This is a genomic window from Fontisubflavum oceani, from assembly GCF_030407165.1.
Classification (GTDB): domain Bacteria; phylum Pseudomonadota; class Alphaproteobacteria; order Rhodobacterales; family Rhodobacteraceae; genus Rhodophyticola; species Rhodophyticola oceani.
Genome location: NZ_CP129111.1, coordinates 2,390,552 through 2,414,566, shown reverse-complemented (window position 1 = coordinate 2,414,566; position 24,015 = coordinate 2,390,552). Strand labels below are relative to the sequence as shown.

Annotated in this window: 27 protein-coding genes, 1 tRNA gene and 2 pseudogenes; 21 read left to right on the top strand and 9 right to left on the bottom strand. The window is 62.0% G+C overall.

The genetic code is table 11. From position 1 onward, the window contains the following. Positions 1 to 62: 62 nt before the first annotated feature. Positions 63 to 770 (top strand): endonuclease/exonuclease/phosphatase family protein, encoded by a 708-nt coding sequence (locus tag QTA57_RS12385; protein WP_290151751.1) that lies wholly within the window; start codon positions 63 to 65, stop codon positions 768 to 770. Here the strand turns inward: QTA57_RS12385 and QTA57_RS12380 are convergent. After that, positions 711 to 1,652, bottom strand: a complete 942-nt coding sequence (locus QTA57_RS12380) for a DMT family transporter (protein WP_290151750.1) — start codon at positions 1,650 to 1,652, stop codon at positions 711 to 713. The genes QTA57_RS12385 and QTA57_RS12380 overlap by 60 nt on opposite strands. A gap of 177 nt (positions 1,653 to 1,829) precedes the next feature. Between QTA57_RS12380 and QTA57_RS12375 the strand changes: the two genes are divergently transcribed. The 8 genes and pseudogenes from QTA57_RS12375 to QTA57_RS12340 all read left to right on the top strand — a co-directional run bounded on the left by QTA57_RS12375 (position 1,830) and on the right by QTA57_RS12340 (position 8,310). Next, positions 1,830 to 2,243 (top strand): Fur family transcriptional regulator, encoded by a 414-nt coding sequence (locus QTA57_RS12375; protein ID WP_145208390.1) that lies wholly within the window; start codon positions 1,830 to 1,832, stop codon positions 2,241 to 2,243. 72 nt (positions 2,244 to 2,315) lie between these two features. Next, positions 2,316 to 2,711, top strand: a complete 396-nt coding sequence (locus tag QTA57_RS12370) for a nuclear transport factor 2 family protein (protein ID WP_290151748.1) — start codon at positions 2,316 to 2,318, stop codon at positions 2,709 to 2,711. 90 nt (positions 2,712 to 2,801) lie between these two features. Continuing rightward, positions 2,802 to 3,647: a DMT family transporter gene (locus QTA57_RS12365; RefSeq protein WP_330696681.1), complete on the top strand. Its 846-nt coding sequence runs from the start codon at positions 2,802 to 2,804 to the stop codon at positions 3,645 to 3,647. 89 nt (positions 3,648 to 3,736) lie between these two features. Then, a pseudogene (eno, locus tag QTA57_RS12360) lies at positions 3,737 to 5,016 on the top strand (phosphopyruvate hydratase). A 108-nt stretch (positions 5,017 to 5,124) separates the two neighbouring features. Beyond that, entirely contained in the window at positions 5,125 to 6,519 is a 1,395-nt protein-coding gene (locus QTA57_RS12355) for a sensor histidine kinase (protein WP_171559267.1), read from the top strand. A 26-nt stretch (positions 6,520 to 6,545) separates the two neighbouring features. Further along, entirely contained in the window at positions 6,546 to 6,938 is a 393-nt protein-coding gene (locus QTA57_RS12350; protein ID WP_290151746.1) for a hypothetical protein, read from the top strand. Further along, positions 6,935 to 7,894, top strand: a complete 960-nt coding sequence (locus QTA57_RS12345) for a sterol desaturase family protein (RefSeq protein WP_290151745.1) — start codon at positions 6,935 to 6,937, stop codon at positions 7,892 to 7,894. Before QTA57_RS12350 ends, QTA57_RS12345 begins: the two co-directional genes overlap by 4 nt. Next, on the top strand, positions 7,891 to 8,310 hold the full coding sequence (locus QTA57_RS12340; RefSeq protein WP_290151742.1) for a cupin domain-containing protein: 420 nt from the start codon (positions 7,891 to 7,893) through the stop codon (positions 8,308 to 8,310). Before QTA57_RS12345 ends, QTA57_RS12340 begins: the two co-directional genes overlap by 4 nt. Before the next feature lie 31 nt (positions 8,311 to 8,341). Here the strand turns inward: QTA57_RS12340 and QTA57_RS12335 are convergent, their stop codons facing one another. Further along, the gene (locus tag QTA57_RS12335) at positions 8,342 to 9,424 is read right to left on the bottom strand and encodes an anhydro-N-acetylmuramic acid kinase (RefSeq protein WP_290154904.1); all 1,083 of its coding nucleotides are present in this window, start codon (positions 9,422 to 9,424) and stop codon (positions 8,342 to 8,344) included. A 76-nt stretch (positions 9,425 to 9,500) separates the two neighbouring features. On the opposite strand from QTA57_RS12335, the pseudogene tyrS reads away from it, so the two are divergent. The 3 genes and pseudogenes from tyrS (at position 9,501) to QTA57_RS12320 (ending at position 12,036) form a co-directional block, all read left to right on the top strand. Further along, positions 9,501 to 10,750 (top strand): annotated as a pseudogene (gene tyrS / locus QTA57_RS12330) (tyrosine--tRNA ligase). Continuing rightward, on the top strand, positions 10,747 to 11,094 hold the full coding sequence (locus QTA57_RS12325) for a cupin domain-containing protein (RefSeq protein ID WP_290151740.1): 348 nt from the start codon (positions 10,747 to 10,749) through the stop codon (positions 11,092 to 11,094). Before tyrS ends, QTA57_RS12325 begins: the two are co-directional and overlap by 4 nt. Positions 11,095 to 11,130: 36 nt before the next feature. Beyond that, on the top strand, positions 11,131 to 12,036 hold the full coding sequence (locus QTA57_RS12320) for a GNAT family N-acetyltransferase (RefSeq protein WP_290151737.1): 906 nt from the start codon (positions 11,131 to 11,133) through the stop codon (positions 12,034 to 12,036). A gap of 76 nt (positions 12,037 to 12,112) precedes the next feature. Here the strand turns inward: QTA57_RS12320 and QTA57_RS12315 are convergent, their stop codons facing one another. Next, positions 12,113 to 12,862 carry a GNAT family N-acetyltransferase gene (locus QTA57_RS12315; protein ID WP_290151735.1) on the bottom strand — a complete coding sequence of 250 codons (750 nt, stop codon included), beginning with the start codon at positions 12,860 to 12,862 and terminating at the stop codon, positions 12,113 to 12,115. A 119-nt stretch (positions 12,863 to 12,981) separates the two neighbouring features. Beyond that, positions 12,982 to 13,461 (bottom strand): outer membrane protein assembly factor BamE, encoded by a 480-nt coding sequence (locus tag QTA57_RS12310; protein WP_290151733.1) that lies wholly within the window; start codon positions 13,459 to 13,461, stop codon positions 12,982 to 12,984. Positions 13,462 to 13,581: 120 nt separating this feature from the next. On the opposite strand from QTA57_RS12310, the gene QTA57_RS12305 reads away from it, so the two are divergent. From QTA57_RS12305 to QTA57_RS12270, 8 genes are all read left to right on the top strand, one after another. Then, on the top strand, positions 13,582 to 14,154 hold the full coding sequence (locus QTA57_RS12305; protein WP_290151731.1) for a YceD family protein: 573 nt from the start codon (positions 13,582 to 13,584) through the stop codon (positions 14,152 to 14,154). A gap of 223 nt (positions 14,155 to 14,377) precedes the next feature. Then, on the top strand, positions 14,378 to 14,584 hold the full coding sequence (gene rpmF, locus QTA57_RS12300) for a 50S ribosomal protein L32 (protein WP_145208357.1): 207 nt from the start codon (positions 14,378 to 14,380) through the stop codon (positions 14,582 to 14,584). A gap of 15 nt (positions 14,585 to 14,599) precedes the next feature. Next, positions 14,600 to 15,703, top strand: a complete 1,104-nt coding sequence (gene plsX, locus QTA57_RS12295) for a phosphate acyltransferase PlsX (protein ID WP_171559242.1) — start codon at positions 14,600 to 14,602, stop codon at positions 15,701 to 15,703. Beyond that, positions 15,700 to 16,674, top strand: a complete 975-nt coding sequence (locus QTA57_RS12290) for a beta-ketoacyl-ACP synthase III (protein WP_290151729.1) — start codon at positions 15,700 to 15,702, stop codon at positions 16,672 to 16,674. The genes plsX and QTA57_RS12290 overlap by 4 nt, the downstream gene beginning before the upstream one ends. 103 nt (positions 16,675 to 16,777) lie before the next feature. Then, the gene (gene ihfA, locus QTA57_RS12285; RefSeq protein ID WP_145208351.1) at positions 16,778 to 17,080 is read left to right on the top strand and encodes an integration host factor subunit alpha; all 303 of its coding nucleotides are present in this window, start codon (positions 16,778 to 16,780) and stop codon (positions 17,078 to 17,080) included. Positions 17,081 to 17,089: 9 nt separating this feature from the next. After that, positions 17,090 to 17,728 carry a MerR family transcriptional regulator gene (locus tag QTA57_RS12280; protein ID WP_171559237.1) on the top strand — a complete coding sequence of 213 codons (639 nt, stop codon included), beginning with the start codon at positions 17,090 to 17,092 and terminating at the stop codon, positions 17,726 to 17,728. A 77-nt stretch (positions 17,729 to 17,805) separates the two neighbouring features. Further along, positions 17,806 to 17,882: transfer RNA gene (locus QTA57_RS12275), tRNA-Pro, on the top strand. A 67-nt stretch (positions 17,883 to 17,949) separates the two neighbouring features. Then, positions 17,950 to 19,023, top strand: a complete 1,074-nt coding sequence (locus QTA57_RS12270; RefSeq protein WP_290154901.1) for a 2'-deoxycytidine 5'-triphosphate deaminase — start codon at positions 17,950 to 17,952, stop codon at positions 19,021 to 19,023. Here the strand turns inward: QTA57_RS12270 and QTA57_RS12265 are convergent. The 4 genes from QTA57_RS12265 to QTA57_RS12255 are packed head-to-tail and all read right to left on the bottom strand — an operon-like array spanning position 19,013 to position 21,549. Beyond that, positions 19,013 to 19,603, bottom strand: coding sequence for a histidine phosphatase family protein (locus tag QTA57_RS12265; RefSeq protein ID WP_290151725.1), 591 nt, complete (start codon positions 19,601 to 19,603; stop codon positions 19,013 to 19,015). The genes QTA57_RS12270 and QTA57_RS12265 overlap by 11 nt on opposite strands. A gap of 4 nt (positions 19,604 to 19,607) precedes the next feature. Continuing rightward, a complete protein-coding gene (locus QTA57_RS12260) occupies positions 19,608 to 20,597 on the bottom strand; it encodes a class I SAM-dependent methyltransferase (RefSeq protein ID WP_330696680.1) in 990 nt (329 codons plus the stop codon). A 14-nt stretch (positions 20,598 to 20,611) separates the two neighbouring features. Continuing rightward, on the bottom strand, positions 20,612 to 20,803 hold the full coding sequence (locus QTA57_RS18420; protein ID WP_330696679.1) for a methyltransferase: 192 nt from the start codon (positions 20,801 to 20,803) through the stop codon (positions 20,612 to 20,614). After that, positions 20,800 to 21,549, bottom strand: coding sequence for a heme-dependent oxidative N-demethylase family protein (locus QTA57_RS12255; protein WP_290151724.1), 750 nt, complete (start codon positions 21,547 to 21,549; stop codon positions 20,800 to 20,802). Before QTA57_RS12255 ends, QTA57_RS18420 begins: the two co-directional genes overlap by 4 nt. Positions 21,550 to 21,679: 130 nt before the next feature. On the opposite strand from QTA57_RS12255, the gene dddP reads away from it, so the two are divergent. After that, positions 21,680 to 23,008, top strand: a complete 1,329-nt coding sequence (gene dddP, locus QTA57_RS12250; protein ID WP_290151723.1) for a dimethylsulfonioproprionate lyase DddP — start codon at positions 21,680 to 21,682, stop codon at positions 23,006 to 23,008. Here dddP and QTA57_RS12245 read toward each other — a convergent pair. Beyond that, positions 22,994 to 23,890: an endonuclease/exonuclease/phosphatase family protein gene (locus tag QTA57_RS12245; RefSeq protein ID WP_290151722.1), complete on the bottom strand. Its 897-nt coding sequence runs from the start codon at positions 23,888 to 23,890 to the stop codon at positions 22,994 to 22,996. The genes dddP and QTA57_RS12245 overlap by 15 nt on opposite strands. Positions 23,891 to 24,015 lie beyond the last annotated feature (125 nt).

Here is a 24,015-nt window from a genome sequence, read left to right as displayed (position 1 = left end):
AATTAATCTAATCTTGCCCGTCGGGCTTTCCTAGACCTTACGCGCCGATAACCTTGCCTGATATGAGCCATTCTTTCCCGAAACATCCCGGCCATCTGCGCGTGGCAAGTTACAATATCCGGAAATGCGTCGGCCTTGATCGTCGCCGCGATCCGCATCGGATCGCCAGGATATTGGCCGAGATCGGCGTGGATATTGTCGCCCTGCAAGAGGCCGATAAACGGCTTGGCGCCCGGCGGAGTGCCCTGCCCCCGCGGATCATCACTGAGGAAGCAAAGCTGCAACCTGTGCGGGTCGCCTCGAACGCGGTCTCGCTCGGCTGGCATGGCAACGCGCTTCTCACCGGCCCCGCTTGGCGGGTCGAGGGGGTGAACCGCCTGCCGCTGCCTGGGCTGGAACCCCGCGGCGCGGTGATTGCGGACTTGGTTGGACCGGTCGGAGATTTCCGCGCGGTCGCCACGCATCTGGGCCTGCGCCGTCGGGATCGGCAACGACAGATGACCCTGATCATGGCCGAGCTGGCGCATCTGCCGCCGCGCCCAACGGTCCTGCTTGGCGATCTCAATGAATGGTCGCCCGCCGCCGGGTTCGCCCCGCTTGATCCGTATTTCACGCTGCACAATCCCGGGCGCAGTTTTCCGTCCTGGCGCCCGATGGCGGCCCTGGATCGGGTCGCAACCGGGCCGGGCTGCGCCTGGCGCAAGCGGGTGTTATGCGCGCGGGTCCTGCGGGGCGGGCGTCGGACCATCTGCCGATTTGGGCGGATTTGACGCTGGACGGTTGATCAGGACCAGTCCGGCACAGACCAGGGCGAGCGCCACCCAAATCTCCGGCCCAACATGCTCGCCCAAAAGGGCCCAGCCCAGGATCACCCCGAAAATCGGCGCCAGAAAGCTGAAGGAGGCGACCGAAGCCGCGGGATAGATGCTGAGCAGCCAGAACCAGAACAAGAACCCGGCGCTGACCACCGCCACAATCTGGAACCCCAGGCCCGCCCAATGGATCAAGCTCGGGTCGCGCAGAAGCGGCCCAAAGAACAGCGCCGCGATCAACAGGATCGGCGTGGACACAACAAGCTGCCACAGGAGCTGCATCTCCGGCGTCTCCTCTTTCAGCCTCGTGGCCCGCACCGTGAGCGCGACGGCCGCCCAGCCAATTGATCCGGCCAGCGCGAGTAAATCGCCCAGAACCGACGCCTCTCCAACCGGGCCGCTGCGGTTCAACATCGCCCAGGCCATGCCGGCAACCGCCAATGCCAGACCCAGAACCTTGATGCCCGTGAGCCGTTCTCCCGGCAGCAAAACATGCGCCCCAATCGCGAGCCAGACCGGCATCGTGTAGAAGATCACCGAAATCCGCGAGACCGTGGTCAGATCCAGCGCCATGAACAGAAAAATGAACTCCAGCGCAAAGATCACCCCGATCAACACGCCCGCCCAGCCTGTGCCCGGGCTGATCCGGGTCGAGAGGCCGCGCCACCACATCCAGGCCAGAATGCAACACGCCCCGCCAAGCGAACGCAACCCGGCCAGATAGACCGGCTGTATCCCCTCATTGGCGACCTTGATCACTACCTGATTGAACGCCAGAAGCAGCGAAAAGCCAGTCAGCGAGATCACACCAAACGCGTCCAAATGATCTTTGCGCTGCATACCCGGCCTCCACCTGCTCTTTCGCCGAACAGAGGCTGAGAGGCATCCGGTGTCAACCATTGGCGCGCGCTGTGCGGACGGGGCTGTTTTAAACCCGACCTTCCCCAAAGGCGGGCTTTCCCCGCCCGTCACTTTCGCCTAAAACAGACCCCCAAGGATGAAGCCGGGGGCCGGGAGATGAGTGATACGATTGAGGCCCGCTGCGAGGCCAGCGGCCTGCGGATGACCGAGCAGCGTCGGGTGATCGCGCAAGTTCTCGAAGAATCGGACGACCATCCCGATGTGGAGGAGCTTTATGCCCGCGCCTCGGCCCGCGACCCGCGGATTTCCATCGCCACGATCTATCGCACCGTGAAGCTGTTTGAGGAATCAGGCATCATCGACCGGCTCGAATTCGGCGATGGCCGCGCGCGCTATGAGGATGCGGAGCGGGATCATCACGACCACCTCATCGACATGAATTCGGGCGAGGTGATCGAATTCGTCGACCCCGAGATTGAGGCGCTGCAGGAAAAGATTGCCGCCAAGCTTGGCTATCAGCTGAAGGGCCATAAGCTGGAGCTTTACGGTGTGCCGCTCAAAAAAGGCTAGGTGCGTGCCGCCTTTCAGGCCAATCTGATCGGATCTCGGGCACGCTGCCCGCATCGATCGGAGCCCGTGCCCATGCCTCTCGACCTCAAAACCCTCACCCAGATCGCGACGGATTACACCGCCGCCTGGAACTCCAAAGACCCGCACGCGGTCGCGTCTTTCTACGCTGAAGACGGCAAGATCGTGATCAACCGGGGAGAACCATGGTTGGGCCGCATGAAAGTCGCCGAAATGGCAGCAGGCTTCTATGCCGATGTGCCCGATTTGACGCTTCTCTGCGACGATATCCGCTTGGCTGGTCATCACGCGGTGTTTGTCTGGACCTTCACGGGCCATGATGCAGGCACCGGCCATCCGCTGAACATTCGCGGATGGGAGGAATGGGACTTGGGCGCAGATGGCAAGGTCCAGGCCTCAAAAGGCTGGTTCGACGCCGCGGAGTATGCCCGCCAAGTCGCCGGAACCTGATGCGCGCTTTACCCTTTCCATCGCCGACGCGGCGCGTTACGGCCAAGAGGCGGCGGCACAAGGATAAGCGGTTTGGACAATATACGCGGCATGGCGTGGATGACGCTGGCGATGTTGGGCTTCGCACTGGCCGATATGTTCATCAAATTCGCCTCCGAAACCCTGCCTGTCGGGCAAATCTTGGCGATGTTTGGCCTCGGCGGCGCGTTGGTTTTCGGCATATTGGCCAAGCACGAGGGCGTGCGCCTGATCTCTCCGGTTCTGCTGATGCGGCCCGTGATCATCCGCAATCTGTCGGAAATGGGAGCCACGATTGGCGTCGTGACAGCCATCGCCCTGATCCCATTCTCGACCTTTTCGGCCATCATCCAAGCCAACCCGCTTTTGGTGACCCTTGGGGCCGCCTTGTTTTTGGGTGAGCCGGTTGGATGGCGACGTTGGACCGCGATTTTTGTTGGGCTCATCGGCGTGATGATCATCATTCGGCCGGGCCTTGAGGGCTTCGATGCCAATGTTTGGTTCGCGGTGATGGGTGTGGTCTTTCTCTCCGCCCGAGACCTGGCCACAAGGCCGGTGCCCACCATGATCTCGACCGCGCAGCTTTCGACCTACAGCATGGCGGCGATCATTCCGGCTGGCCTTGGCCTTTTGGCGTTCAGCGGTGGGGCCGCCTGGCCCTCCCCAATCATCTGGGGCGCGATGCTGGGGGCCATCGTCATGGGGCTTGTCGCCTATTTCTCCATCACCAAAGCGATGCGGGTGGGCGAGATCAGCGCGGTCACCCCGTTTCGCTATACCCGGCTCATCTTTGCGCTAATCATCGCGCTGGTGATCTTTGGCGAACGGCCCGACGCTTGGACCTTGATTGGCGCCGCGATTGTCATTGCCACCGGCCTTTACAGCTTCGCCCGAGAGGCACGGCTGCGGGCGCGATGACGCAGGGGCGACGCACCGCCAACAAACACCTTCGATCCACGCCTCGGCCCTGCTATAGAGCGCGCAACATTTGACCCATGAGGACCGCCATGAGCACCATCATCGACATTCACGCCCGCGAAATTCTCGACAGCCGTGGCAACCCGACCGTTGAGGTCGACGTTCTGCTCGAAGACGGCACGATGGGTCGCGCCGCTGTGCCCTCGGGCGCGTCGACCGGCGTTCATGAAGCGGTCGAAAAACGCGATGGCGATAAGGCCCGGTATCTCGGCAAAGGCGTTTTGGAGGCTGTCGCTGCCGTGAATGGCGAACTGGCCGAGGGTCTCGTGGGGTTTGATGCCACCGAACAGGCCGCGATTGATGCCGCGATGATCGAGATTGACGGCACCGAGAACAAAGGCCGTCTGGGCGCTAATGCCATCCTCGGCGTGTCGCTTGCGACCAAGCCAAGGCCGCCGCCGATTTCACCACCCAACCGCTCTACCGCTATGTCGGCGGCACCCAGGCGCATGTGCTGCCGGTGCCGATGATGAATATCATCAATGGCGGCGAGCATGCCGATAACCCGATTGATATTCAGGAATTCATGATCATGCCGGTCTCGGCCCGCTCGATTGCTGAGGCGGTGCGGATGGGCTCCGAGGTGTTCCATACGCTGAAGAAGGAGTTGTCTGCTGCAGGCCTCTCCACCGGGATCGGGGATGAGGGTGGATTCGCGCCGGACCTCTCCTCCACTCGCGATGCGCTGGATTTCATCCTGAAATCTGTCGAGAAAGCGGGCTATACGGCGGGCGACGACATTATGCTGGCCCTTGATTGCGCCGCAACGGAATACTTCAAAGACGGCAAATATGTCTTTGCAGGGGAAGGGAAATCCCTTTCAGCCGAAGAGAATGTTGCCTATCTGCAGGCGCTTTGCGCCGATTATCCGATCCTCTCCATTGAAGATGGCTGTTCTGAGGATGATTGGGACGGCTGGAAGATGCTGACCAACGCGCTTGGCGACACGGTGCAACTGGTTGGCGACGATCTCTTCGTGACCAACCCGGCCCGTCTGCAAATGGGGATCGACCAGGGCGCGGCAAACTCGCTGCTCGTCAAGGTCAACCAAATCGGCACCCTCACCGAAACGCTCGCCGCCGTCGATCTCGCCCATCGCAACCGGATGACCTGCGTGATGTCGCACCGCTCGGGCGAGACCGAAGATGCCACCATCGCCGATCTCGCCGTGGCGACCAACTGCGGTCAGATCAAAACCGGGTCGCTGGCCCGCTCCGACCGGCTGGCGAAATACAATCAACTGATCCGGATCGAGGAAATGCTGGGCGAGACCGCCGCCTATGCCGGGAAGAGCATTTTGCGGGGATAACCCTTATGCCAGCGCCCGATCTGTCGCGTCCGCGACGGTGCGGCAGTCTCGGGGGTTTCGGCCAACTTCGCCGATGACCTCGACCCACAACCCGCTATGCTGTGAGTGATGACGCCCGAAACCAGCCATGATGGCACCGCGGATGACACGCGGCCCCGCCCCCGGGATTATTGGCCCGAGGTCTCTGCACTGGTCGCGGCCGACGCGAAGGTTGCTTTGGACATCGGCATGCGATGGGCAACCGTCGCGGCGGGCGCGCTGGCTCTTTGGTATGCGATAGGGATGAACTTGCCGCTCATCTGGGCGGCGTCCTACATCTGTATCGACAGCGCCTATGTCGCGATTATGCGGCGGTATCGCGCGCCGGTCGGGCCAGTTGGATATGCCGCCGCGCTTGGACTCAATATCCTGACCTCCTGTCTTTTTGCCAGCATGCCCTACTACCTGATCACGACCGAGCAGGTCGGGCTGACCTTCATCGGGGTTTGCGGGTTTCTGGGGCTTTGCGTGCATAATCTGGTGCGCCATCAAGGCCTGACGCATGTGGCGATCTCGGACATTTTGTTGATGGGGCTCGGCGCGATCCTGATCATCTGGGTCTTTACCGGGTATAGCGACAATTTCGGCCAAAAGGTTCTGGTGATTGTCGGGGTTGGCGCCTTGTCGGCCTACTTCGGCGTCGCCTATCTCAGCAGTTTGCGGATCCGCGGACGCTTGAGCAACGCCGAGACGATCAAAGCTGAAGCACAGAAGATGGAAGCCGTAGGCCGCCTGACCGGTGGCGTGGCCCATGATTTCAACAATATTCTGACGGTCATTCTCGGCAATCTCGATCTCTACCAGGAATTGGACACCCGCGAGGATCGCGACACCGTTGTCCGAGAGGTGCAGATTGCGGCCCACCGTGCCGCCAATCTCACCGCGCAATTGTTGAGCTTCTCGCGGCGCGCAACGCTTCGACCCGAATCTGTTGAACTGGCGGTGTTTCTGCCAAGTCTGGGCGCGATGTTCCGCCGGACGCTCCCGGCGACCATCACGCTGGCCATCGACCCAGGCCCGCCCGGACTGCGCTGCCAGGCGGACCCCAATCAGCTCTCTACTGCCTTGCTCAACCTTGTCATCAATGCGCGTGACGCCATGCCGGAGGGTGGCCAAATCATGGTGACGGCACGGCCGCGGGGTTTGCCGGATTGCAATACGCCGCACCGATCCGATGGCATCCAGCTCTCGGGATCGTTCTGCGCCATTACCGTCCATGACACCGGCCCCGGCATCCCCGAAGCCATTATCGAAGAGGCCAAGGCCCCCTTCTTCACCACAAAACCTCTCGGCAAGGGGTCAGGCCTCGGGCTGTCGATGGTACTGGGCTTCGCGGAACAGACCGAAGGGGCGCTGACGCTGAGAAACCGGCCTCAATGCGGTTTGGAGGCGATCTTGGTCCTTCCTCAGGGCGAACTTGACGCCACGCAATCTTTGACAGAGCCAACAGGCGTGGCAGACTGATCCGCCTCTGGGAGGAGGATCGGGCGATGCCCTTGCCACTGCTGCTGACATTGGTCATCGGCGGGATCACAATGGTGGTGATCCTGTTGCATCTCTTGGGCTATTCAAAGCGGCTGCATTTGGACAGCGAGACCATCATCCGCCGCGAATGGGCCCGGCACTTTCCCGAAGACCAGGTCAACGCCGCCCATCTTAGCGCCGATACGCTGTCGGCCCTCGTCGAGACCGATCATGGTCCGGGCCTCCTCTGGGTGATGGGGGCCGATAGCACGGCCCACCGGGTGGAGGACGTGACGGTGACGGAGCGGGACGACGGTTTGACCATCGACCTGCATGATTTTGCCGCGCCGGGCCTCACCGTTCGCCTCCCCGCCGACGCGCGCGCCCTTTGGCGCCAAAAACTGACGGAGCATGCATGACCGATCTCATAAGCTACCCCGATGTCGTCCAATGGGCCGTGCCGCTCTTTCTGGCCGCGATCCTGGCGGAGTTGCTCTGGATCACGATCAAACATCGCGGTGGGCGTTACGAAACCCGCGATGCGCTCACCTCGTTGATCATGGGCGCGGGCAGCGTCGCCTCCGGGATCATCCTTGGGTTCATCGCCTGGGGGTTCTTCATGACCCTTTGGGCGATCACCCCGCTTGATCTGGGCACCAGCATCTGGGTCGTGGCACTCTGCTTTGTCCTCGACGATCTGCGGTATTACTGGGTGCATCGGTTTGGCCACCGCATTCGGTGGGTCTGGGCCAGCCATGTGAACCATCATTCATCGCAACACTACAATCTCACCACCGCGCTCCGCCAAACCTGGACCGGCACCTTCACCTTCATGATGGTGGTGCGCGCACCCTTGATCTTGCTTGGGTTCCACCCGGCGATGGTGCTCTTCGTCGGGGGCCTGAACCTGATCTATCAGTTCTGGATCCATACCGAAGCGATCGGAAAGATGCCGCGCTGGTTCGAGGCGGTGATGAACACGCCGTCGCATCACCGGGTCCATCATGGCCGCAATCCGCGCTATCTTGATGCCAATTATGCGGGTGTCTTCATCATCTGGGACAAGCTGTTCGGCACCTTTGTGCCCGAGTTGGAGGAAGAGAAACCCGATTACGGATTGGTCCATAACATCGGCACCTTCAATCCGCTGCGGGTGGCGTTTCATGAGTGGGTCGGGATGCTCAAAGACATCGCCCGTCCGGGTCTCACCTTCTCGCAGCGCGTGATGTATGCCGTGGCACCGCCGGGCTGGAGCCATGACAGCTCTCGCCAGACCTCGGAACAGATCAAGGCGAGCCACCTCTCCCGTCACCCGGAAGATCAGGGTACACCCGGCTTTGAGCAAGACACTCGCACGACGGAGCCCGCCGAATGACCGCCGATGAGATCATCGCCAAGTTGAACCTGGCGCCGCATCCCGAAGGCGGGCATTACCGGCAGACTTGGGTGGCGGAGAATCAAGGCCGGCCCACCGGCACCTGTATCTATTTCCTGTTGAAATCAGGCGAGCGCAGCCATTGGCATAAGGTCGATGCGACCGAGATCTGGCTCTATCACGCTGGGAGCCCGCTGATCCTATCGCTGAGCGCAGCGGAGACCGGCCCGGCAGTCGACCATCTCCTCACCCCCGACCTCACCGAAGGCGCACCGCAACTCATCGTGCCGGAAAACCACTGGCAGGCGGCACAAAGCACCGGCGCGTTCACATTGGTCTCTTGCACCGTCTCGCCAGGTTTTCAGTTCGACGGCTTCACCCTGGCCGCGCCAGAGTTCGATATCCCGCGCGCCTGACCTCCGTCTTCGCTCCTCCTTCCGGGGCACCCTAACCGTCAGGCCGGCTGATCCGTCCGCCGCCGATCGCGGCCGCCACGCCGGTCGTGCCCGGGGCCGAGGTCGTCATGCCGCGCAACACCCGCGCCGCCAGATAGGCAAAGGCCTGCGCTTCCAGATAGTCGCCATCAAGACCCACAGCTTCCACCGGCAGCACATCGGCCTCAATCACCGCGGCCAAAGCCTGCATCATCGCCGGATTCTTCCGCCCGCCGCCGGTGACCAGAACCTGCGCCACAGGTTTTGGAAAATGCTCCATCCCGCGCGCGACGGAGCCAGCGACGCAGGCGACCAGCGTGGCCATCGCATCCGCATCCGGCAGGCCGGAGACCACCTCGACCAGATAGCCAAAATCACTTCTATCCAACGACTTGGGCGGCACCTTTAAGAAGTATCCATCCTTCAAAAACTCCATGACCCCATCGCGATCCGCCTGTCCGGACAGGCCAAGCACCCCATCTCGATCAAACACCCCCAAACCACGGACCGCCATCAGATCATCCAAGGGCGCATTGGCGGGCCCGGTATCAAACGCCAACAACGCCCCGGGCGCATCGGGGCTCGCCGCCTTTGGGTCCACCCAAGTTAGGTTGCCGACGCCGCCGAGGTTCAGAAACGCCACCGGCGTCTCCGCCCCGATCCAGCGAGCGCAGGCCCAGTGGTAGAACGGCGCCAGCGGCGCACCCTGCCCGCCCAATTCCACATCCGAGCTGCGGAAGTTCCAGACCACTGGAGCCCCTAGGGCGTCCGCCAGCCGCCCGCCATCGCCCGCTTGATGCGTGCCTTGCAAGCCCGGCGCGTGGGCCAGGGTTTGCCCGTGGAACCCGAAAAGCTCCACCTGGTCGAGCCCGGTGATCAATTCCAAATGCGCCGCTTCGACCACCTCGGCGGCCTCGGCCACACCCGGCGCGCCGGGCCAGCGGCCCAGAGCGGCTTTGAGCACCGCCCGCTCCGCCTCCGAATAAGGCCGATACGCTGTCTCACCAAAGCCGACGATCACCCGCCCATCGGTCTCGATCACCGCCAGATCGACCCCATCTAAAGACGTGCCCGACATAGCACCGGCCACCCGCATCGGCCTTGCTTCGCTCTTTCCCTTCACGACCTGCCCCGCTATAGACCCGTTGCCAAAAGAATGGACCGGAACCCGCATGACCTACCACCCCAAATCCGATTTCCTCCGCGAGTTGAGCACGCGCGGCTTCATCGCCGATTGCACCGATCTGCAAGAGCTGGATGAGCGTCTGATCAATGGCGTGGTGACGGGCTATATCGGCTTCGATCTGACCGCCACGTCGCTGCATATCGGCAATCTGGTGCAGATCATGCTGCTCCGCTGGCTGCAGAAGACCGGCCATCGCCCGATCACGCTTATGGGCGGTGGAACGACGAAGGTGGGCGATCCGTCCGGCAAGGATGAGATGCGCAAAATCCTCTCGGTCGAGCAGATCAACAAGAATGCCGAGGGGATCCGCAAGGTCTTTTCGCGCTACATCTCTTATGGCGACGGGCCGACCGACTCGCCGCTCGTCAACAATGCTGAATGGCTGGATAAGCTGCATTACATCGATTTCCTGCGCGATATCGGCAAGCATTTCACGATCAATCGACTGTTGGCCTTTGAGAGCATCAAATCGCGGCTCGACCGGGAGCAGGCACTGAGCTTCATCGAGTTCAACTATATGCTGCTGCAATCCTACGACTACCTGGAGCTGCACCGCCGCTATGGCTGCATCCTGCAAATGGGCGGGTCGGATCAATGGGGCAATATCGTCTCTGGCGCGGATTTGATCCGTCGGGTCGAAGGCACTGATGCGTTCGGTCTGACCACACCGCTGGTGACTCGGTCCGATGGTAAGAAAATGGGCAAATCCGCCGAGGGCGCCGTCTGGCTCAACGAAGACATGATGTCGTCTTATGAGTTCTGGCAATGGTGGCGGAACGTGGCCGATACGGATGTGGGCAAGTTCCTGAAGCTCTTCACCGAACTGCCTGTCGATGAATGTGACCGCCTTGGCGCGCTTGAAGGCTCCGAGATCAACGAGGCAAAGGTGATTTTGGCCAATGAAGTCACAACCTTGGCCCATGGAGCTGAAGCTGCCAAGACGGCCGAAGCGACCTCCCGAGAGGTGTTCGAGCGGGGCGGCATGGGCGAAGACCTTCCAACGCTCACGCTTAACGCGGAGGAGCTTGGCGATGGCATCTCCATCGTGCAGCTGATCACCCGGTCCGGCCTCGCCGGGCCGGCAAGGAGGCCAAACGGCTAATCGCGGAGAATGGCGCCCGGCTCAACGACGCGCCGCTCTCGGATGCCGGGCTGATGATCCGCGCCGATGATCTGTCGGAGCCGATCAAGCTGAGCGCGGGCAAGAAACGGCACGCTTTGGTGGTATTGGCGTGACCAAAACCTCCCGCGCGACCGCGCCGCATTACTTTTGGCAAGGCGATTGCGAGGGGTGGCGGCTTCTGGATGCGCCGGATTTGTCGGTGATACACGAGCGGATGCCGCCGGGGCGGGCCGAAACGCGCCATCATCACACCACGGCGCGGCAGGTGTTTTTCTGCCTCTCCGGCGCGCTTGAGATCGAACTCGACAGCGTGGATCATCACCTGACCTCGGGCGAGGCTCTGCCAGTCCCGGCCAAGGCCGTTCACCAGGTCCGCAACCCTGGCCCCGAGGCGGCTGAATTTCTGGTCATCTCCGCACCGTCAACGCGCGCAGATCGCATCGAGAGCGCAGGTTAACGGCTCGTTAAGTTTGGGCGACTTAAAGTTAGCCTCATGTTCGATGTCTCGCCCGCACAACACACCGCTCCCCTGCCGCTACAACAATCGCGCCTCTTCGCCGATGCCTTAAACACCACCGGCATCAAAGCAATTTCGCATGTCTTCCCCGGCGGGCGCGCCGTGGTTGTTCGACGACGATGGCTCGGGCTGGGATCGGTTGGGGTGATTTCCCGTGGTCCCGTTTGGGCCGGGCAACCGCACACTGATGCATTCTTTGGGCTGCGCGGCGCGTTGCGGCTCAATCATTTGATTTTGCGAGCGGAAACGGATGCGGACGCACAAGCCGCCAGCGCGGCCGGATTTCTGCACCTCAGATCTCCCAGACAGATTGCTGAGATCTCGCTGTCTGGCGGCCCAGAAGACTGGCTGGCACGCATGCATGGAAAATGGCGCAACCGCCTGCGTCATGCAGAGAAAACCCCGCTGATCGTGACCCAAGATGGCTTCCGACCAGACCCGGCGCATTGGCTCTTGGCCGAAGACCGGGCGCGACGCCGCCGTCTTCGCCATCGGGCCCTGCCCCATGCTGTCACTCTGGCGATAGCGGCGGCCGATCCAACGGCAGTCAAGCTTTTCACGGCGCGCGCAGAGGGGGATGTCCGGGCCGCGATGCTGTTTCTCAGCCATGGCGCAACTGCCACCTACCATATCGGCTGGTCAGGTCCGGAAGGTCGGGCCCAATCGGCCCACAACCTGCTTCTCTGGCACGCAATGCAAACACTTGCTGCATCAGGTCATGATCGGATTGACCTTGGCCCCTATACCCCCGCGCAGGCCCCGGGTCTGGCGCGATTCCAGCGGGGCAGCGGCGCGCGCCCGCGGAAGCTTGCGGGAACTTGGCTCAGCAGCGCAACGCTCGCCCCCGCCCACGCAATCGCCCGATGGAACCGCGGTTACTGATCGGTGGACCACGGTCGCGCCCATGCCAACGACTTCACCATCTGTTCAACCACTGGGATGGAGCCTAATAGGAAAGCTAGCCCGCAACGCCTCGCAGCAAGCGCGCCCGCGCGGGCGGGATCGCTTTGATCTCAAGCCCGGTAAAGACGTGCAACGTGTTCAAATCCCGGTCGACCACCGCATGATCGCTGACCCAACCCCCCATCAACAGATAGGTGCGCAAGAGCGGTGGCATCTTGGCTTGGGCCAATTTCAGGTCGGGCTTGCGGCGTAACCGGCTGGCAAACCGAAAGACCGAGGGCGCTTTGACCCTGGGCAACCAGCGTTTCGGCGCGATATGTCGATCTCGAAGCAGGGCGAAGGCATCGTAATACTCTTTCGCCTCAACCCCATGGAAGGAAGAACAGCCAAACAGCATCTCCACGCCTTCCCGGTCGACATACGCCGTCATCGCCCCCCAAGCGACACGCAGAATATCGGGATCGTTATAAGCGGGATGAATGCAGAACCGCCCCATCTCGACCATCGGACCATCAAAGCTGGTCAGCGCCGACAACTCATAATACTGCGCCGAGTAAGATTGCGTAATCTCGGCCCCGTCGGACAGGTGCATCAACCGGAAACAGCAGACGAGCTGCTCGGTTTTCACCTCTTCGACCAACACATGGGCGCAGGCGGTATCATAAGCGTCTTTATCACGGCCCACCTGCGGCGTGTCCGCAGAGCCGGCCCGAAACGCGAGATAGCGCAGAGATTGGGCCGCCTCTAGATCGGCCTCCGTCTCGGCAAATCGGACGCGATAGCGCCCTTTCCGCAAACTCAACATGGCCCGAGCTCCTGCCTTTGCTGGGCATCATATCCGATCGCGGCTCAGGAAGCCCACAACCGGTTGCACTCCGATAACGTGGGAGTATGTCAGCAAAACGACAAGGTGTTAAGCAAATGCTAGTTGTCGGCGCCCAGGATATTGGCCACATCGAGTCGGCCAAAGCTTTGCAGGATCTGGCTCAGCACAGTGACCTCTTGTATGCTGCTCTCGGTGACCCGGCGGGACAATTGCACCACCTGCCCATCCTCTAGGCCAAATCGCTCGACATTCTGCACAACCCCATCGTCGTCAAACGAGATGGCAACGATGTTGCGCTCGACAATCTCTGGCGGGCGATAGGCGAAGTTGCGAATCCGGTAGTCGGTATAGAACCAGGCATCCTCGCGGATCACTCCCGTGGCTGCGGGCTGTCCAACGGAAGATTGCAGGCTTTCGCGAGTGTCGACCCCGGGCAGGATCACCTCTAGCTCCTCTTCGGGTGGGATATATCCGTGAATGTTATAGGTGGCCGAACAGGCCGCCAAACCGCAGATCGCCAGCACTGCCATGCCAAGCCGCGCCCGCTGCCAAATGGGGGAGATATGCCCGATCGCCATTGCCCAACCCTTCTGATGCAAACCCTTGCCAGGCCCGCCAAACCTTTTTATCGGCTTACCCGACCCGTGCGCACAGGGCAAGCTGCCCGCGCCGATCCATTGCCCTTGGAGACAGATATCATGTCCTCTCTTCCGCAGCTGCCCAGCCGCATCGCCGATTTGCGCCGCGACCGTGCCGAACCGTTCGAGGTGGTTCCCGATGCCGAGGCGATGACCGCGATTGCGACGGATCTGAACATTGATGGGCTGCGCAAACTCCGCTTCAAAGGCACGCTTGACCTGGTTTCCGAAGATGAACTGCGGCTCGACGCCGATCTGGGGGCCACCGTGATACAGCCCTGCGTCGTCACATTGGCCCCGGTGACGACCCGGATCGAGGCCGATGTCACCCGGCGATTCCTTCGCGACTTGCCCGAACCACAAGGTGAGGAGGAAGAGGTCGAGATGCCGGAAGACGACACGCTCGAACCACTCACCCCGGTGATTGATCTGGCCCAGGTGATGATCGAGGCGCTGGCCCTGAACCTGCCGCTTTACCCCCGCGCCGACGGCGCCGATCTGGGCGAAGCGGTGTTTGCCGCGCCAGGCGTGACCCCGATGCGCGATGAGGATGCCCGCCCATTTGCCGGTCTGGCAGGGCTGCGAGAGACGTTGCAAGACACGCCAGATGACGAAGAGAACCAGGGCGATTAGGCCCTTTATCCGCAAGGCTGGATTAGGGCTTGCATGGCACAGGAATCAGGCTATGTTCCCGGCCTCATTCGCCGCCAAGCAAAGACGCGCCTTTTGACGAAGGATGCGCCCGGACGGACGGGTCTGCCGCTGGCCGCTTGGCTGAGGCGTGAAATAGGAATAGAAACGAAGAAACCAAGGGGAAACCGGCCCAGCCGACCCCGCCGAAATTCGAGGTTGAGACATGGCTGTCCCCCAGAACAAGATCACCAAATCGCGCCGCAACATGCGCCGCTCGCATGATGCGCTGGTGGCCGATAACCCAAATGAATGCCCCAATTGTGGTGAGCTGAAGCGCCCGCATCACGTCTGCCCCTCTTGCGGATATTATGCGGATCGCGAAGTCATCGCGCAGGCCGACGAGATCGACCTCGACGACGACGCGGCTTAAGGGCCCGGGCGCGGCATGACAGAGGCGACGGCACTGACCGGAACCCAGGTTCCGGGTACGGTTCTGTCGATTGATGCAATGGGGGGCGATCTTGGCCCCTCTGCTGTCGTGTCGGGCATGGCCAAATCGGCCAGCAAGAACTCCGATCTCAGGTTCATCGTTCACGGCAATGCCGCTGAGCTGCGCCGTCTGATCGAGCGGAAAAAGGGCTTGGCGGAGCGCTGCGACATCCGCCATGCCGAGGCCGTCGTCTCGATGGATGAAAAGCCCAGCTTGGTCATGCGCCATGGCAAGAACACCTCGATGTGGTCGGCGGTGGAAAGCGTGCGCAACAAAGAGGCCAAGGTGGCGGTCAGTTGTGGCAATACCGGCGCTCTGATGATGATGTCGATGCTGCGCTTGCGCAAAATCGACGGGGTGAATCGCCCGGCCATTGCCTGCCTCTGGCCCTCGCGCAATCCGCAAGGGTTCAATGTGATGCTGGATGCGGGCGCCGATATCCGCGCCGATGCCGAAGATTTGCTGCAATATGCTCTGATGGGTGTCAGCTATGCCCGCAACGGCCTTGATCTGACCCGCCCGCGCGTCGGCCTGTTGAATGTCGGCACCGAGGATCACAAAGGCCGGGCCGAGTTGAAAATGGCCCATGACCTGATCGAACGTGTCGCACCAGCGGCGGATTTCGAGTTTGTTGGCAATGTCGAGGGCGGCGATCTGCCCTCGGATCGGGTCGATGTGATCGTGACGGATGGCTTCTCGGGCAATGTCGCGTTGAAAACCGGTGAAGGCACCGCACGGATGATCCGCGAGTTGTTGGGAGAGGCGTTTCGCTATTCGCCCTTGTCCCGCATCGCGGCGCTTCTGGCCTATACCTCGCTCCGCCGCCTGTCCAAGCGGATTGATCCGCGGCGGGTCAATGGCGGCGTGTTCCTGGGCCTGAACGGCACGATCGTGAAATCCCATGGGTCGTCAGACCCAACAGGCATGTCCGCCGCGATAAAACTGGCCGCGCGGCTGGCCGCTGCAGATTTCACCGAGCGCCTGGCCGCCCGCATTTCCGACGCCGAGGCGGCGGCCGCGGCCGCTATTCTTGACGCAGAAGAAGAGACCAAAGCATGACCCTGCGCGCCGTCCCCATTGGTATTGGCCATTACCTGCCCGAGCGGGTTGTGCCCAATGCCGAGTTCGAAGGCAAAATCGACACCACCGACGAGTGGATTCGCGCCCGCTCCGGCATCGAGCGTCGCCATTTTGCGGCCGAGGGGGAAACAACCTCGGATATGGCGATCGCAGCCGCCAATGCCGCGCTGGACAATGCCGGGCTTACGGCAGGCGATATCGATGCGCTGATCGTAGCGACCTCGACGCCGGATCTCACCTTCCCCTCTGCCGCCACAATGGTGCAGGCGGGCCTCGGCCTGAAAACCGGCTTCGCCTTCGACGTGCAGGCGGTCTGCGCCGGGTTTGTCTATGCGCTGTCCACCGCACAGGCATTCATTGCCTCGGGGCAGGCCAAACGCGTGCTGGTCATCGGTGCGGAGACGTTCAGCCGGATCATGGATTGGGAAGACCGCGCCACATGTGTGCTGTTCGGCGATGGCGCAGGCGCGCTGATCCTGGAAGCGCAAGACGGCACCGGGACATCAGAAGATCGCGGCATCCTCTCGGTCGATCTGCATTCCGACGGTCAATATCGCGATCTGCTCTATGTCGATGGCGGTGTGTCCTCGACACAATCCACCGGTGTTTTGCGGATGCAGGGGCGAGAAGTCTTCCGGCACGCCGTTGAAAAGCTTGCACAAACCGCCCATGCCGCTTTGGATAAGGCCGGATTGGGGGCCGATGACGTCGATTGGATCGTCCCGCATCAGGCCAATCTGCGGATCATCAGCCGGACGGCGCAGAAGATGGGCGTTGGCATGGATCGGGTCGTGGTCACGGTGCAAGATCACGGCAATACATCGGCGGCCTCGATTCCCCTTGCCATGTCCGTTGGCGTCGCCCGCGGACAGATCAAACAGGGCGATGTGTTGGTTGCCGAGGCGATCGGCGGCGGCTTGGCCTGGGGCGCGGTCGTTCTACGCTGGTAGGTGCGGTTCAAACGGCAAATCGGCGCCTATGCACAAGCCCTTGATATTGACTTGAGAAATCCCATCGCTCATGCTGGCCGGAAATTCAACGGGGGAAGTTGGAATGGCCGGGAAGACACTCACACGGATGGATCTGAGCGAAGCGGTGTTTCGTGAGGTCGGTTTGTCACGCAATGAAAGCGCCCAGTTGGTGGAACGCGTGCTGGAAGTGATGTCCGACAGTTTGGTCGAAGGGGGCCAGGTCAAAATCTCCTCGTTCGGCACCTTCTCGGTGCGCAGCAAGACGGCCCGTGTAGGCCGCAATCCCAAGACCGGTGAAGAGGTTCCGATCCTGCCGCGCCGGGTCCTGACCTTCCGTCCGAGCCATTTGATGAAAGACCGCGTCGCCGCGGGCAATCGCAAGTAAGGCGCAGAGATGTCCAAATCGCCCCAAGCTTTCCGTACCATCCGCGAGGTGGCCGAGTGGCTTGGCGTTGCAGCCCATGTGCTGCGGTTTTGGGAAAGCAAATTCGCGCAGATCAAGCCGGTGAAACGCGCTGGTGGCCGCCGCTATTACCGACCTGCCGATATGGCACTGGTCGGCGGCATCAAGGTGCTGTTGCATGACCAGGGCCTGACCATCCGCGGGGTCCAGAAGATGATCCGCGAAGAAGGCATCGCCCATATCGCCAGCCTCGCACCGCCCTTTGAAGAGGCTGCGACTGAGGCCCTAAACGGCGCAGCCGTGGAGCAGCAACCCACCCAAGGCGAACTTTTGGAGACGGAAGCGCCTGCGGCGGAGGACGTTGCAGAACCGGCTCCCTCCGATACGAGCGCAGACCCCGCCCCTACCGATACATCCCCCGCCGACGCCGATGCGGGCGCGGCAGACACGGGCGAGATGGAGCCCGCCGCCGATTCGCCCGCGCCGGTGACCGATGGCGATGCATTAGATCATCTCCGCGATCTGGTCTCGCGTCTCCCGGCGCTCTCGGAAGACCGCCGCAAAGCGCTGATCCCGTTGGTTGCGCGGCTTGAGGTGTTGCGTGACCGTCTGGCCACGCCGCGATCCTGATCCGCGTCGATGCCCGCCTTTTCCCCGCCGGTTTCCACCTTGCACGTGCCCGCAAAATCGCTAGAAGGGCGGAAGTTCGGGCTATGGCGCAGCCTGGTAGCGCGTCCGTCTGGGGGACGGAAGGTCGCAGGTTCGAGTCCTGCTAGCCCGACCAACACAAAAACCGCCCCGGCCCGTTTGGGCGGGGCGGTTTTTTGATTGGCCAGGAGGGGATGAGCCAGATGCAAGGCGTTCTGCCAGACCACGCGATCCAAGGCATGCTCGACCGGGGCGAGATCACCATTGAGCGGCCCCTGACCGATGACCAGATCCAGCCGGCCAGCCTTGATCTGCGTTTGGGCAGCACGGCCTATCGCGTGCGCGCGTCCTTCTTGGCCGGGGGCGGCGCAAGTGTCGCCGAGCGGCTGGCCGAGTTTGAGATGCACAAGGTCGATTTGACCGAGGGCGCGGTGCTGGAAAAGGGCTGCGTCTATGTGGTGCCGTTGATGGAGGCGCTGGCGCTGCCCGAGGATATCAGCGCGGTCGCCAATGCCAAAAGCTCAACCGGACGCCTCGACCTTCTGACCCGGGCGATCACCGATGGCGGGGTTGAGTTTGACCGGATCACCCCGGGTTATACCGGCCCGCTTTATGCCGAGATTTGCCCCCGCTCCTTCAGCGTCCTGGTCCGTCCGGGCATGCGGCTCAACCAAATCCGCTTCCGTCAGGGCCAAGCCGTGCTGAGCGACGACGATCTGCGAACCCGTCATGCCGAGAGCCCCTTGGTCTCCGGTGAGGCGGTGATTGATGAGGGGCTCGGTTTCTCTGTCGATCTGAAACCAACCAAAGGTGATCTGGTTGGCTACCGCGCTAAGCCGCATACCGGCGTCATCGATCTGGACAATATCGCGGGCTATGACCCCGCCGATTTCTGGGAGGAAGTGCGGACCTCCGACGGCCGGATCATCCTCGACCCTGGCGCGTTTTACATTTTGGTCAGTCGCGAAGCGGTGACGATCCCGCCCGATTGTGCCGCCGAAATGTCGCCCTATCTGGCCATGGTCGGCGAGTTTCGAGTGCATTACGCTGGCTTCTTCGATCCGGGCTTTGGCCATGCCGCCGCCGGGGGCGCCGGCGCGCGCGGCGTGCTGGAAGTCCGCTGCCACGAGGCGCCCTTTGTCTTGGAACATGGCCAAGTGGTGGGCCGCTTGGTTTATGAAAAGATGGCCGCCCTGCCCAACCGGCTCTATGGCGCGGACCTGTCATCGAATTACCAGGGTCAGGGCCTGAAACTCTCCAAACACTTCAAGATGTAAGCGGCGTCGGGCCGATTTCCATCGCGCCCCATCCGCCGACGATCTGCCGCGATCCGGCATCGAAAGCGAAGACCCGGCCATAGCCGCCCGGTTTCGTTCCCACCGCCCCAATCTCGCGCTCTGCAAGAGCGGCGTAGAGAAATGCACCAACGCCGCCATGGCCCACCAAAAGCAGATCTCCAGCCTCATGACCGCGTAGCGCTCGATCAACCGCCGCGCAGCAGCGCCGCTGCGCCACACCGGCGGGTTCCCAACCGTGCACCGATTGATCTGGGTTTGCAAAACATGCCTCGGCCACGGCGCTAAACTCCGGCTCTGGTATGAACCCTGCGCGGCTTCGGTCAATCTCTGCGAGGCCAGGATCAGTTGCCAGCGGGATACCAAGCGCGGCGCAAAACGGGGCCGCCGTTTCCATCGCTTTGACCTCATCGCTGGCCCACACATGTGTCACGCCTTGCCACCAATCTCGCGCCAGCGCGGCATCGACCCGCGCCGCGCCGATTTCATTCAGCCCCCATTGCGGCACATGAACCTCCCGGTCAATCACCACCTCTGGATGGGTCAGGTAGAACACGCGCATGCGTCTAGGACTTCAGAAGCGTCGAATAATACATCAGGCCAAACCGGGTCAGATCCGCCGAAACCGAGTTCCAGATCGACGCAAACGCCACCGGGTCCAATTCCGCGGCCCGCGCAATGGCCGTCAGATCGGCCCGGCCCGTGACATGGCGCAGCATCTGCCCGGCCGCCGCCGAAACAGGCAGCTCGGTCTTCTCGCCGCCAAGCGTGACAGGTAAGATCCCTTTCTTCATAATGACATCGGCCACCTTTGACCCCGTGACGCCTTTCAGATGCGGAATGGCATGCGGGCTTGGCCGCGCCACACGACCAGCCGCATTGTGGGCGGCATACACCACATGGGTTTTGATCGTCCCCCTGAGCTTCTCAGCCAGTTCCATCCGCGTCAAATCATCCATCCCGACCAGCAACCCCGGGTCGCCCAAAAGCGGCGCTGGATCATAGAGATGCGCTTGCGGGCTTCCGACCATCTCCAACCCCGCCTTGGTCAGGGTCTCGGCCAATTGCCGGATCGTGTAGGGCCGGTCCTGGCTATGCAACAGCAGGTCATAGAACCCGGCATCGCTGTCTTGGTGATCGCCCAGATGCGGGTTGCGTTTGAATGGGTGCCCTTCGGGCAGCCGCGCCAAAATCGCCTTCGCCCGGCGCAGCCGATCTCGCGGCGAACCAGTCAAGAGTGCGCCAAACGCCTCTTGCAGCGGATAGACCCCGGCCCGACCATAGGGCGCATAGACCATCAACCCGATCCCGCCGCCATCGGCCAGCGCCGCGCCAAGTGCGTCGAACCCCAATTGCGGCTCGGGCAGATGGTGCAGCACGCCGCAGCAGTCGATGTAATCAAACGGCCCATATTGCCCGGCATCCAGCAGCGACCCGGTGTGAAAGCTGATCCCGGTCAAGCCGCGTGTCTTCGCCCGGGTTTCAGCAATCTTACGCGACGACTTCGACAGGTCGAGATACGTGATTTCATAGGTTTTTCCGGCACTTGTCAGCACTTGTGCAAGTTGGATCAGGGCATCGCCCGTGCCGCCCCCGCCACCAAGACCCGGAACGGCTGCGACCAGTCCCGCTGCCCGGCAAAGAGGAAATGGTCGATCTCCAACGGATGGCTGGGCGAGCCGGTGATCAGGCGCGTCTTCTCCTCCGCCGGGTCGCGGGCGGGATAAGGATAGGCCTCATATTGTTCGGTCACATCGGTCATGATCGGTCCGCGGTTTCAATCGGATGGCTCTCTAACCCTGCCCGCTGTGCCGCCGTCAAGCGCGCGAATGGCAGCACCCATGTGTGGATCGAAAACACAATCGCGCCGGTTTCGGGCAGTTTCAGCAGGCATTGCCGCTCGGACCGGACAAATCCAGGGCGGCCCGCCGGTGTTTCGCGCGGCGCAGCCTCCGGCGCCGGTTGGTAAAGCGCGGGATCTTCGTAAAACAGCGCGTTTTGCCGCCACATCGGACGGTCGGAATGCATCAGATCGAAAAGCCGCTGCACGCGGGTCGCCATGCTTTCGTCATAGGGGGCAACTGGCCGGTGAATCCGGGTCAACGGGCGACCGATCTTCTCAGCCAAAGTCCAGGACGCCGGGAAACACAACACGGCAGCGCTGAGCACATGCTCTGCCCCGCCCTCTGGTTTCTGCAAGAGACAAAGGTCTTCTTGCACCAACCTTCCGGCCACCAAAAGCGGCGGATCAGACAGCGGCACCGTAACGCCATCCGGTCGCGTCACCCCAGAGGCCGTGCGATCATACTCCGGACCCAAATGGCGCAAAATCAGCGCCAAAAGCTCCCGGGATGCGGCCTCTGCCCCCTCGGCATAGACCTCCGCCCGCCGGTCCGAGAGCAACCGGTCTCGTAGCGCCATCTGCGCCGCGAAGGCCTCATCGATCACCAGCCACTCCGTCCTGTCCAAGGGCTGCATGCCCGGCAAACGCCGGGTCGCGGGCGCCATCCAGGGCGCATTTGGCAAGGAGTTTTGGCAGATATGGTCCAAATCCGACCCTTTTGGTGCCGCGTTCTGGCGCGCTCCACCTGATTGGAGCCCGCAGGCTGATGTCAAATCTCTGGGAGGAGACCTCGCGATGAATGAAGCCTATCGCCGTCATGAGCGCAAGATCGACCCGACCAAGGGCGTGACCCTGGACGATGGCACCCTCAACGATAATGACCGGATCGAGATCGGGCCGACAATGCTGGCCTATCGGGAATGGGAAGCGGCGGGCTTGACCTTGCCCGATCTGGTCGGCTTGCGGCAGTTCAGGTTGAACCGGCTGGTCGAAAAGCTGGTCGAGCGCGATTATGGCGGGGTGTTGATGTTCGACCCGCTCAACATCCGCTACGCCACCGACTCAACGAATATGCAGCTCTGGAACACCCATAACCCGTTCCGCGCCTGCCTGGTCTGCGCCGACGGGCATATGGTGCTCTGGGATTACAAGAACTCGCCTTTTCTGGCCGATCACAACCCGCTGGTCCGCGAGGTGCGCTCCGGCGCATCGATGTTCTATTTCTCCGTCGGGGATCGAATCGAGGAGGCGGCGGAAAGCTTCGTTGGAGAGGTCGCCGAGGTGATGCGCGCCCATGCGGGCAGCAACACGCGGCTCGCCGTCGATAAGATCATGCTGACCGGCGCACGCAAGCTCGAAGCCGCCGGTTTCACGCTGGAAGAAGGCGAACAGGTCACCGAAAAGGCCCGCGCCATCAAAGGCCCCGATGAGATCCTCGCCATGCGCTGCGCCGTCCATGCCTGCGAAACGGCGCTTGGGCTGATGGAAGAGGCCATCGCGCCTGGCAAAAGCGAAGACGAGATCTGGGCCGTTCTGCATGCGGAGAATATCAAACGTGGCGGCGAATGGATCGAAACCCGCCTCTTCGCCTCGGGGCCGCGCACCAACCCCTGGTTTCAGGAATGTGGCCCCAGGGTCGTGCAGGAAAACGAAATCTGCGCCCTCGATACCGATCTGATCGGCTGCTACGGGCTTTGCGTCGACATCTCGCGCAGCTGGTGGGTCGGCCCCGGTGATCCGCGCCCCGATATGATCGCCGCCATGCAGCACGGCCATGAACATATCATGACCAATATGGAGCTTCTGGCACCAGGCGTGCCGCTTCGCGATTTGGTCTTCAAGGGCCACCAGTTGGACCCGAAATATGACAAGCGGAAGTATTCCTGCCGGATGCACGGCGTGGGGTTATGCGATGAATGGCCCCATATCGACTATCCCGACCACTACAAAGAGGGCGCGTTTGAGGCGGTGCTGGAACCCGGCATGATGCTCTGCGTCGAGGCGTTGATTGGTGAGGAAGATGGCGATTTCTGCATCAAGCTCGAAGATCAGGTGCTGATCACCGAGGATGGGTATGAGAACTTGATCAGCTATCCCTATGATGCGCGATTAATGGGCGACTAGGTCGAACCGGGCAAGAACACCATTATGGTCGGACCCCAGACGCGGTCGGTAGGTCAAGATCGGCGGAGACGGGGTAAAGACATGATCGATCGGGAGCGGCATTAGCGGAAACCGCTCTCGCAGCGTGCCCCGGATCGGGGCACCGACCGCGACATCTGCGGCGGCTCGGATGCGACGCACGGCATGTGACCAGGGCACCATGTTGAAATCGCCGCCAATCACGACCGGCCCCTCGAGATTGTTTAGGACCGGCAAAAGCGCCTCGACCTGAGCGGCTTGCCCAAAGGGCCAGGGCCAGTGCAGATGGATCGAGACCACCCAAACGGGCCCGGTTGGCGTCACCACCTGCATGGCGGCAAGGCCAGACCCCTCCTGGCAAATCCGGCTTCCCTCGACCGGTTCAAACCGGGCCGCGACCGCCACGGCGCCGACGCCGGTGAAGGGGCAGATATGCCGGTTGTAGGTCGCAGGGAGGGCATCATAGACCTGCCGCCGATTGGTGGCGCTCACCTCTTGCAAGGTGATGAAATCGGGCGATGTAAGGCGCACATCCTCCAAGAGCGGTTCGGCGTCGGATAAGAGAAACAAGAGGTTTTTCTGATAAAGCGAACGCGTTTCGCGCCCATCTTGCGCCGCTAATCCCGTCGGCACGACACCAGCCAGCGCGATTGGCGCTGCGCCCACAACCGCCAGGGTAAGAGCAGCGCCCCCAAACCGCCGCGCGCCAAGCAAAACCAAAGCCACAGCAATGACGGCCAAAACAAGCGCCAGCCACAGCCGAAACACCGCGAGAGAATCACCGATCGGATGCAGTGCGCCCAGATATCCGCCCAAAATAGCCAAGGCGCAGGCAAAACCGGCAATCTGCAGCGCCCATCTCAACACCCGGCCCAATTCAGCCCCTCTTTCGCATCACCGCACATCACCTCTGCACACTCTCCCAACACGAGGCCGTGAAATCAATGTCACGCGGGTTGTCTCGCTGGCCCCGCGCCCACATTCTGGCA